We start from the raw sequence: 14,754 nt of genomic DNA, 5'->3' as shown, positions 1-14,754 counted from the left end.
CGCGTAAATAACTTGTACGGATGAAAAGAAATAAAATAATATTAATTTTTTTGGTGACCATGATCGCTTCTTTTGCAATATCATGTTCTAAATTCTTAGATCGCGATCCACTTGGGCAGATAACCCAAGACAAATTTTTCAATTCCGAAACCAATGCCAATGCCGCTGTTTTGGGAATGTATCGGACGATGATGAATTCATTTTCTTTTGGTCAGTCCATCATCGTTGTTCCAGAGTTTTCGGCAGCTCACGTTCGGCATTCTGCCAGTTTTCCAGAATACCAAAACTTTTCAGAACATAAAATACAAGCAATCAATCCCTGGATTGCCAATATGTGGCAAGCTGTATATACCACGATCAATGCTGCCAACCAAGTGATTGAGGAAGTCCCAAAAATGACCGAGAATATGATTACTGAAGACAAGAAAAAGATGTTTGTTGGTGAAGCTAAATTTATTAGAGCTTTAAACTATTTTTTTCTGGTACGAGCCTTTAACAAAGCCCCACTAAAACTGTCGTATACCAAGGAAGGGGATAATATTGATATTGTTGAATCCGACAAAGCAGCACTCTACACACAGATTGTTAAGGATTTGACGGATGCTATCGCTGCGCTTCCCGAAGAAAATCCAAATACAGGTGATGCGGCCAAGGGACGAGCTTCGCATTGGGCGGCGAAAGCGCTGTTGGCAAAGGTCTATCTGTACCAAGCTTCCATTACGAATGATTATAAAAAAGCAGCGGATATGGCCAATGAAGTGCTGACCGCAGGTGGTTTTGGGCTGGTGACGGATTACAGTACAATTTGGACGACACAAAATACGAACGAAGCTATTTTCGAAATTCAATTTGACGATCAAGCAACCAATCCACTCGCAGCTGTAGCCAATGACAACCCTAGCGTGTTATTTTTTGCTAAAGACTCCGCAATCCTTGATCTATATACAGAGCAGGACAAACGAAAGGATTTTACTGTTAAAAAAGGAAGCAATAATAATTATTTCATGGGCAAGTTTCCGAATTTCTCGCCGGCCAGTCAAAACGTAACTGTTATCCGACTTGCAGAGATTTACTTGATCCATGCTGAGGCTAAAGCGCGCGTAGATAATAATGTGAGCACTGCAGCTTATAACTCGCTAAAAGCTGTACAGACACGTGCAGGCGTCACGGTTCCGATGAATATGTACAGTAGCTTGGAAACCTTCCTCACTGCCGTGCAGGAAGAAAAGGAAAGGGAGCTTATGTTTGAAGGCGAGACTTGGTTTGATTTTAGTCGCACTAAATTAGCACTTAAAAAATATGAAAATCTGAAAGACGAGAAATTCCTTCTGTATCCTATCCCTTCTGCTCAGATAAGTTTGGGAACTGGCCTCACACAAAATCCAGGATATTGACTGTAAATCAAAATCTCGTATTAGACCGCTTGCAACATTGTGCTGCGATTATTATATCATGCTACCTATTTAAATTCTGGTGGACAACGATCTATCCTATATCATCCTAGTATTCAAAAAAAAACCATTCTCAAACGAGAATGGTTTTTTATATAGTCTGTTTGCAATTAATTAGAAGTTGCAGCTCCAATAGCTACTAAGTCGATTGTATATACCACTGGCGTGTTTTTAGGAACAGTCACTTTTTCGCTTCCTGCTGTGTATTCTGTTTGATCAAAAGTGTAATAAGATGGAGAAATAAAACTAATCTTATCACCTTTTTGTAATCCTTTAGGTAATAAGCCTTCAAATCTTCTATCCACGCCTTGAATATTAATAATCGTAGGAGCAAATGCCTGGACCCAAGCTTGTTTGTAGACGGAAATTGCTAGATTAATATTGTTGTAGACTTTAGGAATGCCATCTGTATTCTTGTCAAATAGAGTTCCGTTCATTAATTCGCCTCTAAAATTTAAACTTGCAGACCATGTATTTATTTGAGGTCCATAGTAACCCATACTTCCAGTATAAGTATAAGGGGTTGTATTGCCTGTTGCAAGTTCCACCTTGTACCAAATGCCTGTAGAATCAGAATATTTTGCGTCTGAACCCCATTTGGTTTTGGCATATTGCTCTAATTGAGGAGCTTGAATTCTTAAAAGTGAATCTCTACGTGCTTTTTCTTTTCTGGCAGCTTCTATTTGTTGTCTATTCAACTCATCATAATCGATGTTATCTTTGTTACAAGACGCGAAGATCATTCCCAGACACAAAAATGCCATTAAAAATTTCGTGATATTTTTCATAATTTCTTAAAGTGTGTATTAATTATAAAACTCAAAACGCACTAATACTTGGTTTCGCTACACAAATATGTTAAATTATTCTAAAAAATCATTTAACTCTTTTGAGTTCAGGTATTTTTGTTGTATATTTTTTAAGCGGAATTCGCTGTCAAATCGAAGAATACTGGGGAAAATCATCCGTTTTCCGCTTAATAGCTGTAAGGCCAATGCATGATACTGTCCAGTTCTTTTCTTGCCGGATTTTGCTTTCCAAATGCTCTGATCAAAGGTAATTTCCTGCACAGATTCTGCATCCAGTTGGACCGCATAGTAACTTTTATTGATCATTGTAACCAGATCCGGCTTTGTAAATATTTCCCGTTCCATTTTTCGGCAATAGCTGCACCAATCGGTATGGATAAAAATTAGGGTCTCCCTTGGCGCTACAGTCAGCAGGGAGTCGAGCTGTTCAAAGCTGACCCAATTTATCCGCTCTTGCCCAAAATGGAAGAGCGGATAAAGTAAGCTGATCATCAGGATGCTTATTTTCCTAAAATATTTCATTGTTCTACTTTTGTTTATGGGAAATTTATCCCAGTACCCATGTCTTAATGAAAATGTCCTACCCGAAGACCGAAGGTATATGTTCGTGGACGTGTAGGACCATAGATGTAGTCCGAATCTCGTAATGCACCTTTGTCAAAATCCTTTTGAAAGGCGTTGAACATATTTTGTACACCACCAAAAAATTCGATACTAAAATCCTTGTGTACAGGTAATGTATAGCCCAGACGAAGATTCAATTCAACAAAATCACGTGCATTTTTAAGCGTCATGATATCTTGCTGGATATGTGGTACAATCATTTTGCCTGTATATACTCCTGTCAGGTCTACTGCGAATCGCTTCGTCGCTTTCAGATTTGTATTCATATACCCGTAAACATTTGGGGTACGCACATATTGCTTTGTCCAGATATCATGCGAATCGTCTTTACCTTCATAGATCAGCTGGTCTTTTTTATAACGCGAACGCTGGATTGTTCCGCCAGCTTGAAACGATAACCACGATGAAGGGGCAACATTGATTTCAATGTTGGAGCCATATACACGTGCACCTTCGCCATTTTGCATCTCCTGAATGATCAAACCATCCTTCTGTGATGCCATGACATTGACAAACTGATTATTAAGGTCTGTGTAGAAACCTTCAACTAGAAAACTCGTTTGTACATTTCCAAAATTCTTATTGTAACTAAACGACCCGGTATAGGCATTGGAATATTCTGTTTTCAAGTTTTCACCGATCAGGACAAATACCTGGTTACCACCAATGGAAGTCACGTGCATGTCTTCGTTAAATGCCTGTGGGGCCCTGAAGCCACGTGCGTAACCCCCTCTGAACTGTAGATCTTTTGTCAGATCATATAGGATCGTTAACCGTGGGCTGAATGTTCCGAAACGTTGATCCGAACTGCGGTTTATCCCAGCCAGAGTATATTTGCCATCGACATAGGTATAGTCGTATCGGGCACCGATCAGGGTTTTGAATGTATCAAAGGGTTTCCATTCGTATTGGGCATAGGTTCCCAATCCTTTATTCTGCTGATCAATTGTCCGCTTATAGCCTGGGATTTCATCCTGGGTATCATTATAGGAAAACTCCACACCTGCAGTAAACACATCTTTTTCAAAATTGTAGGTATACTGACTTCCTACAACCAGTGCAATATCGTTTGTCTTTCCATACGAATTGGATGCTAGCGTACTGTCTGCTAGCGTTGTCCCGCCACCAAGTCCACCATAATAACTATCACGGACAGTTTTCTGGACGGAACCATAAGCCGAAATCTTGTGTTTAAAGTCTTCGGAATAACGGTCATAGGTAATTCCACCAACGATAGAACTGGTTTGCAGCTGTTCGGTAATCTGGGTCAGGTGTGGGGCCTTGTCGAGTTGGTCTCCGCCACGACGAAATTCATTGACTGTGCTAAAATCTACTGTAATTTTATCGAGGTCGCTTGGTTTGTAAAATAATTTGGTGCCAAAGGTGGTGTTTCGAAGTTTGGTGATCTCCGAAAACCCGTCCCCATTGACATCATAGGACTCTCTATTGCGGTGCATGCCATAAAACGTTGCACCAGTATTTAGGTCTTCTGCGACAATGGATGTATTGAAGTCTACGGTGTTGTCCCAGCTTTTGCCGCCAATCAGTGAATTGGTGGACTTTACCTGCCAATCACTCTCGACAGGATCTTTTGTAATGATATTGATAGTTCCGGCAATGGCATTGGCGCCAAATAGTGCCGAACCGCCACTACGCACCACCTCGATCCTGTCGATCATGCTGGTGGGGATCTGATCCAATCCGTAGACGCTGTTTAACGCCGAAAATACAGCCCTGCTGTTAATTAGTATCTGTGAGTATGGACCTTCGAGACCATTGAGCCTAACTTGTGAAAAACCACAGTTTTGACAATTGTTTTCCACACGGACGCCGGGTTGGTAATTCAGCGTCTCAGACATCGCTACAGACTGTGTTGCATTAAATAGCTTGGGGCCGATGACATTAACTACAACAGGTGCGTCCTTACGTTTTACTCCGTAACGGGTTGCGGAGACCACTACCTCATCGAGATTGAGATTATCTTCCTCAAGCTGGATCTGCAATGGTGATTTTAAGGTATCCAAAGCAACTACCTTCGTCAGCGAACGATAGCCCACGGCGGAGATATTTAATGTTACTTTTGGGGTAACGACAGTATTGAATTTAAAGTGTCCATCAGCATCCGATGTAGTGGCTGATTTGCTATTTTTTATAGTCAGTGTCCCCGAAGCAATGGCTTCCCGGTTTTTATTGAATAAATATCCCTCCAATGGTGACTGTGCATATATTGAGGATGTTCCGGCCAATAGTGTAGCCAGTAACGTGTATTGCTTTAGCATTTTTATCGTATTGAGTATTTCGTATTGAGATCTTGGCTGCACAAGCTTAAAGCTCCCATATTGTATACTTTTTTGCCTTAGGTTTGATACTGGTCTTTCGTATCTCGTCCATAAGGTTTATTGTATAGCTAGGGCATACTTTCGTCTTGAAACCGGCTAAGATGCTATGATATAAGTATATGAGCGGAATTCGTCCACCGTCTTTTTTAATATGAAGACATCGGCTTTTTGTACTTATGGTCTATTGAAACCAAAGCCTTTAGCTCCGTTCTAGCGAACCCAAAAATAAATAGAGCGACAAGCGCCAAAAGCGTTGTCCTAATCTATTTCACTGGATGTACGTCAGACTAAAAATGAATAGTGTTATGCTAAGCAAGGGGGACCCCGGAGGTAATAGGGACTGCTTGTGGTGCTGGTAACTTCTGGGCAGATCGAACAATAATTCGTTAGCTGAATTTCCTTTGGTACAGGAAGTTCGAGAACGATGAAATCGGTCTGTACGTAATTGTTTTGATAAATGACATTCAGATAATCAATCTGATCGTCGGTCTCTTGAGGTTTTTCTTTTTTTGTAAAATCATAAGGGTGCGTGTGCATCACGATTTCCCCATTTGATTTTACCTCTTTGTGCATAAAAATAACACCCGAAAGAATAATCAGCGACATCAAAGCCAATTGGAATGATGCGATAAGCTGACGCAGATTTCTTGTTATTTTTGATTGCATAAAAAAGCGCTACTTGTTAGAGTAGCGCTTCAAAAATACGATTTTTATTTAGCAGTATATAGGTCTGCTAGATAAAATTATTATTAAGTACTGTAGTAAGTACCTCAATACTATCTAATCAAATGATTGTTGTCATCCGGGAATACTAAAGACGGTTTAAACTGCTTTGCTTCCTCAAAATCCATTGTTGCATATGAAATAATAATAACAATATCGCCAACCTGCACTAGACGTGCTGCAGCTCCGTTTAGACAGATTGTGCCCGATCCGCGTTGCCCTGGAATGACATAGGTTTCCAGACGGGCCCCATTGTTATTGTTTACGATTTGAACTTTCTCGTTAGCGATGATATTTGCAGCGTCCATCAAATCTTCATCTATCGTGATACTACCCACGTAATTCAATTCCGCCTGTGTGACTTTCACGCGGTGAATCTTGGATTTCATTACTTCTATTACCATGGCGCAAAGGTAGAGTTTTTTTTATTAAGCTAATATCATATTATCAATAAGACGGACACCTTCTACCCATGCTGTGACAAGTGCAACATGTTGCTTGCTTGGATCAATCTGTTGCACTTCTTGTAAGGAGCTGCTTTCGCAGATTGCAAAATATTCGACGGTTACTCCTGCTGTATCCGTCAAAATCGCTAAAGCATTATTCTTAATTTCTTGTAAACTGGCATTGTCCGAAATATGATCTTTTACATATTGTAAAGAACGGGAAAGTGCCAGGGCTTTTGTTTTTCCATCTTCGCTCAGGCGCATGTTGCGTGAACTCAGGGCTAAGCCATCTTGATCCCTGATGATGGGGCAGATTGCCAATTGGATCGGAAGATCTTTGAGCTCGATCATGCGTTTGATGACCATCACTTGCTGAAAGTCTTTTTGCCCAAAACAGGCGATATCGGGTTGCACTAAGGTGAACAATTTATAGACCACCTGTGTTACACCCTGAAAATGACCTGGACGTTTTTCACCTTCCCAGATTTGATCCAATTCACCAAGATCAATATGCCAGTGTTCATCCTTGTTGGGATACATTTCTTGTACACTTGGCATAAATAAAATGTCACAATCGACGGATTCCAATAGCTTGATATCATTTTCAATTGGACGCGGATATTTTTCTAGGTCTTTGGGATCGTTAAACTGTGTAGGATTGACAAAAATACTACAAACACGAATATCACTGATGGGTTTCGCATAATCTAATAACGATAAATGTCCTTCATGAAGTGCTCCCATGGTGGGGATCAAGGCTATCTTTTTACCTGCCGAGCGTGCTTTTTGGAGATGTGCTTGGAGGGATGCTTTCGTTTTGAAAATTTCCACTTTGCTGAATAGTTTTTTGTTCGCAAAGTTGCATATTATTTTGGGAATATAAAACGATGATTGATAGTAAATTGCATGGTAAGTATTTTTTTTGTACCTTTGTAGACCGATTTTACTGTTCGAAAATAATAAATAAAAATAACTGGAGATGGCAAAAACGAAGATATTGTTTATTACTCACGAGATGTCGCCTTTCCTCGAATTAACCAAAATTTCTGAAATTACACGTCAACTGCCTCAAGCGATGCAAGAGAAGGGTTTTGAAATCCGTATCTTAATGCCTCGTTTTGGGAATATCAATGAGCGTAGAAATAGATTGCATGAGGTGATTCGTCTTTCAGGCTTGAACATTGTTGTGGATAATAATGATAATCCGCTAATTATTAAAGTAGCTTCACTGCCTGCAGCTCGGATGCAGGTGTATTTCTTGGATAACGAGGACTACTTTCAGCGTAAAAAGGTTTTTAGTGATGAGCATGGCGAATTCTTTGCAGACAATAATGAGCGTTCGGTGTTCTTCTGTAAAGGAGCGTTGGAAACTGTTAAGAAATTAGGCTGGTCGCCCGATGTAGTACACTGTCATGGCTGGTTCTCTGCTTTGGTGCCTGCTTACGTGAAAACAACGTATAAGGATGATCCTACATTTAAGGATGCAAAAGTGATGTATTCTTTGTTTAACGAAGAATTTAAAGGTACATTGGGTTCAAAGTATGCTGAAATGGCGCCAGAAGGTGCTTTTAAAGCTGAAGATGCGCAAGTGTATGGCGATGGTAGCTATGAGGCGATTTATAAAGGTGCATTGCATTTTACGGATATGGTTGTCGTAGCTGATGAAAATGTCAATACTGAGATTGTTGATTTCGCTAGATCCAAAGATATTCAGGTTTTTGAACCTAACGGTGATCAGGACTATGATGCTTTTGGAGAGGTGTATGATCAGTTTGCGCCTGAAGAAGTGGAAGCATAGACCCTTTTCTTGAGGATCTGCGTAAAACAAACAGACAATAAATTATTAGAAAGGGCTATTTCCAATGAAATAGTCCTTTTGTTTTTTCTGAATCGTCTGTTTTTACTTATTCGTGTTTTTTTTATTGAATTATCAATGAGCTTGTTACGATCGGTTTATTGGCAAAAAAATCTTCAGTCGATTTTCATGACTGATAGTGTTTGTGAAAGCATGAAGGTTTTGTGTGTCAATACATTTATTTACTACATCGTATTCTTACAGGGACACAATGCCTGATAATAAAACTCCATTTCAAAATATCGGCACTAAAATGGTATCTTCGTAGCAATGAAGCGTCCTGAGGTAATAATAGCTTATGGTAAGGTGTATTATTGTTACAGGAAAAACGGCGTAGAACGAGCTTATTTATTACGTTGAAAAGCGTATTCTCATAATATAATTATAATAATGAAGATTAAGGTAGGATTTGGGTTTGATGTTCATCAGATAAAAGAAGGACACCCATTTATTGTTGGTGGTGTGCAGTTGGAACATCATGCCGGAGCTTTTGGCCATTCAGATGCCGATGTCTTGGTGCATGCTATCTGTGACGCTATTTTGGGCGCAGCAAACTTAGAGGATATCGGGTACCATTTTCCCAATACAGATATGCGTTGGAAAGGGATTAGTAGCTTGCTGTTGTTGAAAGAGTGTATGGGTTTGATTCAGGCCAAAGGATACCAGCTCGGTAATATTGATGCCATGCTTTGCCTTGAAGCTCCCAAGATCAAACCTTATATTCCTCAAATGAAGATCAAATTAGCTGAAGTGACCGGTCTAGATATAGATGATATTTCTATTAAGGCAACGACCAACGAGACAATGGGTTTCATTGGTCGGCAAGAGGGGGTTGTCGCCTATGCTGTCTGTTTAATTGAACGGGTTTAATGTCGGATAGGCAAACATTTTCATGTTTTAATGCACACTTTTGAATGAATTAGTAATACCTTTGCCATGAAGCATTCTTTGGCACACTATCTGATAGAGTGGACATTAAAATCATATTGAAGTCTATATAAAAGCGAATAGCGTAATATCCAATTAGAAAAGATACACACGGATCAAAAAACTGGATATTCCACGTAGCTTAAAAAAAACAAAATGCAGCACATTCATAAATGCCAATGAAAACAAGCATAAATGAATAATATTTGCACATGAAATTTAGTAAATAGATGAAGCGAGTATCAAAAAAAAATCAACTTACTGAAGGCGATATTAAACGATATACGTTCAATTTTTGGAAGGTCATCATTGGCATTGTAGCCCTTGGATTCCTATTTATATTGAGTATACGTCTTGGGTTATTCGGGAAATTACCTTCGTTTAGCGATTTGGAAAATCCAAAAAGCAATTTAGCCTCTGAAGTCATTACTGATGATCATAAAGTATTAGGGACTTATTATGTACAGAATAGGTCGAATGTTAAATACAGTGAATTATCTCCATATCTGGTTAAAGCGCTCGTATCTACAGAGGATAAGCGGTTTTATGACCATTCAGGAATAGATTATTCCCGTACGTTTACGGTTATCTTCCATACGCTGACTGGCAATAAACAGGGGGGTAGTACGATAACACAACAGTTGGCGCTTAATCTTTTTTCTGACGGCCGTCAGAAAAACTTTCTAAAACGTATCATTCAGAAATTTCAAGAGTGGGTGACGGCTGTTCGTCTGGAAAGAAATTATACCAAGGACGAAATCGTTACAATGTATTTTAATACAGTGGATTTTGGTGCATACAATACGTTTGGGATAAAATCTGCTGCGCGGACCTATTTCAATACCACTCCAGATAAGCTGACTGCTGATCAGGCTGCACTCTTGGTCGGGATGCTGAAAGGCCCTGGTGCCTATTCGCCGGTGAGATTTCCTGAGAAATCAAAAATACGTCGTAATACGGTTTTAAATAATATGGTGGCCGCCAATTTTATTTCGGCAGAAGAAGCTTCTAATGCGAAGGAGAAACCACTCGGACTAGAACTCAAGATCGCAAACTATGGTGAAGGATTAGGTCCTTATTTCAGGGCGGTATTAAAAGACCAGATTAAGAAAGAATTTGCTAATCTTAAGATTGTCAGAGCTGACGGTACACCTTATGACTTAGATCGTGATGGATTAAAAATCTATACGACTATCAATATGTCCATGCAACAGTATGCTGAGGATGCGCAGAAAGAATGGATGAAGCAGCTACAATCGAAGTTTTCGGCACAGTGGAAAAATAGGGATCCGTTCAAAGGTGATAAAGCGAAGTTGTTGATCAGTGGAATGAAACGTTCTGATCGTTACCGTATCTTGCGCGAGGAGGGTTTAAATGAAGATGAGATCAAAAAAGCCTTTAATGTGAAGGTTCCGATGAATATTTTTACCTGGAAGGGCAGTAAGGATACCATGATGACACCAATGGATTCCATTAAGTACAACAAGTTGATGCTAAGGAATGCGATGATGTCCATGGAGCCCAAAACAGGACATATTAAAGCTTGGGTGGGCGGTATTGATTTTGACCATTTCAAATATGATCAGGTTAAAATGGGGACACGCCAAGTCGGGTCTACAGCTAAGCCGTTTACTTATGCGGTAGCTATTGATAATGGTTATTCACCTTGTTATAGCATTCCCAACTACCAGCAAACTTACAATGGTTGGACACCAAGAGGAAATGCACAGGGAGGAAATCCGATTACTTTAGCGAAGGCATTAGCTTATTCACAAAACTTTGCAACAGCTTACCTTGTACATGAAGTAGGAGCGGCGGAGGTCGCTGCATTGACCAAACGTATGGGAATAACGAGCGACGTGCCGAACTACCCTTCTATTTCCTTAGGGGCATACGAAGCGTCTGTTTTTGATATGGTTGGCGCTTATTCTGCTTTCGTTAACCAGGGAACCTGGATAGAACCGACAGCCATTTTACGTATTGAAGATAAAAATGGGACACCTATCTATGATAAGGCGCCGAAAGTAGTGAAAGCCTTGAATAGCGAATCTGCTTATATTATTGTTGATATGCTGAAAAAAGTGGTATCTCAGGGTACTGCTCGACGTATTCAGTGGAAATATAACCTCACCAATCCGATCGGTGGTAAAACGGGTACAACCAATGATAACTCCGATGCCTGGTTTATTGGTATTACACCAGAACTGGTCACCGGTGTGTGGACTGGTGCGGAAGATCGGGGGATCAGTTTTGACCGGATGGAATATGGGCAGGGAGCTGCTGCAGCTATGCCAGTTTTTGCTTTCTTTATGCAAAAGGTCTATAAAGATTCAAATTTAAAATATACAAAGGGTGATTTCGAACAGCCTCAGGGTGGACTGACTCGTGTCATTGACTGTAACCAGTATTGGGGCGGTGGTGGCTCTGATGTCGAAGATGGATCCACAGACTCAAGCGGCAAGGAAGATCCGAAACTAAAGGATGATCGCTTGGGATTTTAATTTTCAGTATTGAGTAGATAGAATTGAGTATTGAGATTCTGGCTACACAAGCCTGCGGCTTCCAAGCTGTCTTCACTTTCTTGTTTTGGCGTTTCAGATCTGAGTATGGAGACTTTGGTTATACAAGCTTGTTTTTCGAAGATTAAAGAATAAGTGCTCTAGTTCGATAAGCCTAAGGCTTAGAGGCTGTATCCGTTTTTTACTTTTTAATTTTAAAGTTTTGACATTTGACTATAGAGAAGAATTAAAGAAGATACCTCATCGACCGGGAGTCTATCAATATTTTGATAAACATGATGAATTGATCTATATCGGTAAGGCGAAAGACCTTCGTAACCGAGTGGGATCTTATTTTGTCAATGAAAATCAATTGAACGGCAAGACCCGTGTTTTAGTCCGTAAGATCAACCGTATTTCTTTTACTATAGTAGATACCGAAATTGACGCTTGGTTGCTTGAGAATTCATTAATCAAGAAACATAAGCCAAAATACAATGTCATGCTCAAAGATGATAAGACCTATCCATGGATTGTCATCAAGAACGAACCCTTTCCTCGTGTTTTTTGGACCAGGCAATACATTAAGGACGGCTCCCGTTATTATGGGCCGTATCCTTCTGTCAGTATGATGCATATCGTACTGGATCTTATCCGTGAGTTATTTCCACTTCGGACATGTAACCTTGCGCTTACGCAGGAGAATATCCGAAAAGGAAAATTTAAGATTTGTCTTGAATATCAGATCGGGAATTGTAAAGGGCCTTGTGAGGGCTATCAGTCTGAGGAAGATTATGATCAAAATTTGAGTGATATTAAGGATATTTTAAATGGTAAGATTTCTGTCGTCACCAATAGGTTAAAGGAAGGTATCGCAGCAGCAGCAGCTGCACTGGATTTTGAACGAGCACAATTTATTAAAGCTAAACTCGATAAACTGGATAATTATCAGAGTAAATCGACTGTAGTTAATTCTTCGATTACCAATGTGGATGTATTTAGTATTGCCTCGGATGATGGGTATGCCTTTGTAAATTATCTAAAGGTAATGAATGGTGTTATTATTCAGACACAGACCCTGGAAATGAAGCGCCGTTTGGACGAGAGCGAGCAGGAATTGCTATCACTGGCGATACCTGAAATACGTGAACGGTTTAAAAGTCTGTCGCGGGAGATTATTGTTCCGTTTGAATTGGATATCGAGGAAAACGAGCGGATACGTTTTACGATTCCTAAACTGGGTGAGAAGAAAAAGTTGTTGGAACTTTCTCAGAAAAATGTGGCTTTTTTCAGAAAGGAACGGCTGTTGCAATATGAAAAACTGAATCCGGATATTCGTACGGAACGTATTTTAAAACAGATGCAGAAAGATCTTCGGATGAATGTGTTGCCACAACATATCGAATGTTTTGATAATTCCAATATCCAGGGAAATTATCCTGTATCAGCTATTGTGGTGTTTAAGGATGCAAAGCCTTCCAAAAAAGATTATAGACATTTTAACGTGAAAACAGTGGAGGGGCCAAATGATTTTGCGACCATGGAGGAGGCTGTTTTTAGACGTTATAGGAGATTATTGGACGAAGATCAGCCATTACCTCAATTAATTATTATCGACGGCGGTAAGGGACAGTTAGGTGCCGCATTGAAGAGCTTGCGTTTATTAGGGATAGAACGTAAGGTGACGGTTATCGGTATTGCTAAACGATTGGAAGAACTTTTCTATCCCGGGGACCAATATCCGCTGTATTTAGATAAGAAATCGGAAACCTTAAAAATAATCCAGCATCTGCGTGACGAGGCTCACCGCTTTGGTATTACTTTTCACCGTAATCAGCGTAGCCGAAAGACCTTTGTCTCTGAGCTGGAAAATATTCCGGGGATCGGAAAGACAACGGTGGAGAAAGTATTGACTGAATTTAAATCGGTAAAAAGGGTGAAAGAAGCTTCAGATGAGGATCTAAAAAAAGTGCTTAATCTGAAACAGATTAAAGCACTTCGTGTATATTTTAGTGAAACGAGCTTATCGAGCTAAGACTTGCACAACCAAGGCTCAATACTCAATTAATCGTCGTAGCCAAAACGTTTGAGGTAGTTTTTTTTGCTTCTCCAATCAGGGATTACCTTAACGAAGAGTTCCAGGAAAACCTTTCCGTTGATAAATTCTTCTATATCCTGGCGGGCATAGGTGCCTACTTTCTTAATCATAGCACCAGCTTTTCCTATAATAATGTTTTTCTGTGAATCACGTTCAACAATAATCTCTGCAGCAATGCGGGTGATATTTGCTTCCTCTTTGTAGGATGTAACAATTACTTCGGTACTGTAAGGGATTTCTTTATCATATAATTTGAATACTTTCTCGCGGATCATCTCAGAAACAAAGAAGCGCATGGACTTGTCTGTCAGTTCATCTTTTTCGTAGTAAGCTTCGTGGATCGGCAACTTATCTTTGATGTACTGCATGACAGCCGCAACATTATGATCCAACTTGGCTGAAATAGCGAAGATGGTATCTGGATTTAGTTTTTCTTGCCAGAACTCGATTTTGGCTTTTACTTCTTCTTCGGAAGATTTATCAATTTTGTTGATCAGGACAGCTACTGGAGAGTTTGTCTTACGCAGTTTTTCCAATACGTCATTCTCATCGTATTTCTCGTGGATATCAGTCACAAATAAAATAATGTCCGCATCAATAAGCGATCCCTGGACAAAGTTCATCATTGATTCCTGTAGAGAATAGTTTGGTTTGATGACGCCCGGTGTGTCGGAAAACACAATTTGATGGTCTTCATCGTTTACAATACCGATAATGCGGTGTCTTGTCGTTTGCGCTTTAGGTGTGATGATTGACATCTTTTCACCTACTAAAGCGTTCATTAGGGTGGACTTACCAGCATTTGGCTTTCCGATGATACTTACGAATCCTGCTTTATGTGACATTTTTCTAAATTTTATTAGGATTACAAAGAAACAAAATATATCTTTGTACTCCAATTCGGAAGGATCATAATCTTGTTTTTTCAAAAGAAAAAAGCAATTTTGTTCAAAAATATATTGCGGGGTGGAGCAGTTGGTAGCT

The 14,754-nt window shown here is 39.8% G+C and carries 12 protein-coding genes; 5 read left to right on the top strand and 7 right to left on the bottom strand.

All coding sequences use genetic code 11. The features are described 5' to 3' along the window. The first annotated feature begins 20 nt into the window (after window positions 1-20). A complete protein-coding gene (locus AC07UV_RS24170) occupies window positions 21-1,394 on the top strand; it encodes a RagB/SusD family nutrient uptake outer membrane protein (protein ID WP_495185606.1) in 1,374 nt (457 codons plus the stop codon). Window positions 1,395-1,561: 167 nt separating this feature from the next. Here AC07UV_RS24170 and AC07UV_RS24165 read toward each other — a convergent pair whose 3' ends face one another. From AC07UV_RS24165 to panC, 6 genes are all read right to left on the bottom strand, one after another. After that, the gene (locus AC07UV_RS24165) at window positions 1,562-2,239 is read right to left on the bottom strand and encodes an FKBP-type peptidyl-prolyl cis-trans isomerase (RefSeq protein WP_495185605.1); all 678 of its coding nucleotides are present in this window, start codon (window positions 2,237-2,239) and stop codon (window positions 1,562-1,564) included. Window positions 2,240-2,314: 75 nt separating this feature from the next. Beyond that, a complete protein-coding gene (locus AC07UV_RS24160; protein ID WP_495185604.1) occupies window positions 2,315-2,782 on the bottom strand; it encodes a thioredoxin family protein in 468 nt (155 codons plus the stop codon). A 44-nt stretch (window positions 2,783-2,826) separates the two neighbouring features. Beyond that, complete coding sequence (locus tag AC07UV_RS24155) at window positions 2,827-5,163, bottom strand: TonB-dependent receptor plug domain-containing protein (RefSeq protein WP_495185603.1); 2,337 nt, start codon at window positions 5,161-5,163, stop codon at window positions 2,827-2,829. A 363-nt stretch (window positions 5,164-5,526) separates the two neighbouring features. After that, on the bottom strand, window positions 5,527-5,889 hold the full coding sequence (locus AC07UV_RS24150) for a DUF8478 family putative metalloprotein (RefSeq protein WP_282252129.1): 363 nt from the start codon (window positions 5,887-5,889) through the stop codon (window positions 5,527-5,529). A gap of 110 nt (window positions 5,890-5,999) precedes the next feature. Next, window positions 6,000-6,350 (bottom strand): aspartate 1-decarboxylase, encoded by a 351-nt coding sequence (gene panD, locus AC07UV_RS24145; protein WP_104383850.1) that lies wholly within the window; start codon window positions 6,348-6,350, stop codon window positions 6,000-6,002. Between the two features lie 24 nt (window positions 6,351-6,374). Then, complete coding sequence (gene panC / locus AC07UV_RS24140) at window positions 6,375-7,223, bottom strand: pantoate--beta-alanine ligase (protein WP_495185602.1); 849 nt, start codon at window positions 7,221-7,223, stop codon at window positions 6,375-6,377. 148 nt (window positions 7,224-7,371) lie between these two features. On the opposite strand from panC, the gene AC07UV_RS24135 reads away from it, so the two are divergent. The 4 genes from AC07UV_RS24135 (at window position 7,372) to uvrC (ending at window position 13,707) form a co-directional block, all read left to right on the top strand. Further along, on the top strand, window positions 7,372-8,190 hold the full coding sequence (locus AC07UV_RS24135; protein ID WP_104383852.1) for a glycogen/starch synthase: 819 nt from the start codon (window positions 7,372-7,374) through the stop codon (window positions 8,188-8,190). Window positions 8,191-8,637: 447 nt separating this feature from the next. Next, on the top strand, window positions 8,638-9,117 hold the full coding sequence (gene ispF / locus AC07UV_RS24130; protein WP_223581907.1) for a 2-C-methyl-D-erythritol 2,4-cyclodiphosphate synthase: 480 nt from the start codon (window positions 8,638-8,640) through the stop codon (window positions 9,115-9,117). Window positions 9,118-9,404: 287 nt separating this feature from the next. Beyond that, entirely contained in the window at window positions 9,405-11,675 is a 2,271-nt protein-coding gene (locus AC07UV_RS24125) for a transglycosylase domain-containing protein (protein ID WP_282252138.1), read from the top strand. 220 nt (window positions 11,676-11,895) lie between these two features. Further along, window positions 11,896-13,707, top strand: a complete 1,812-nt coding sequence (gene uvrC / locus AC07UV_RS24120; RefSeq protein ID WP_495185601.1) for an excinuclease ABC subunit UvrC — start codon at window positions 11,896-11,898, stop codon at window positions 13,705-13,707. Window positions 13,708-13,736: 29 nt separating this feature from the next. On the opposite strand, the gene era is transcribed toward uvrC, so the two are convergent. Beyond that, window positions 13,737-14,615, bottom strand: coding sequence for a GTPase Era (era, locus tag AC07UV_RS24115; protein WP_120260533.1), 879 nt, complete (start codon window positions 14,613-14,615; stop codon window positions 13,737-13,739). Window positions 14,616-14,754: the final 139 nt, after the last annotated feature.

The organism is Sphingobacterium sp. GW821-FHT03E03 (genome assembly GCF_059420745.1).
The sequence above is the reverse complement of the archived record's forward strand: the minus strand, read 5'-3'. Positions and strand labels throughout refer to the sequence as shown.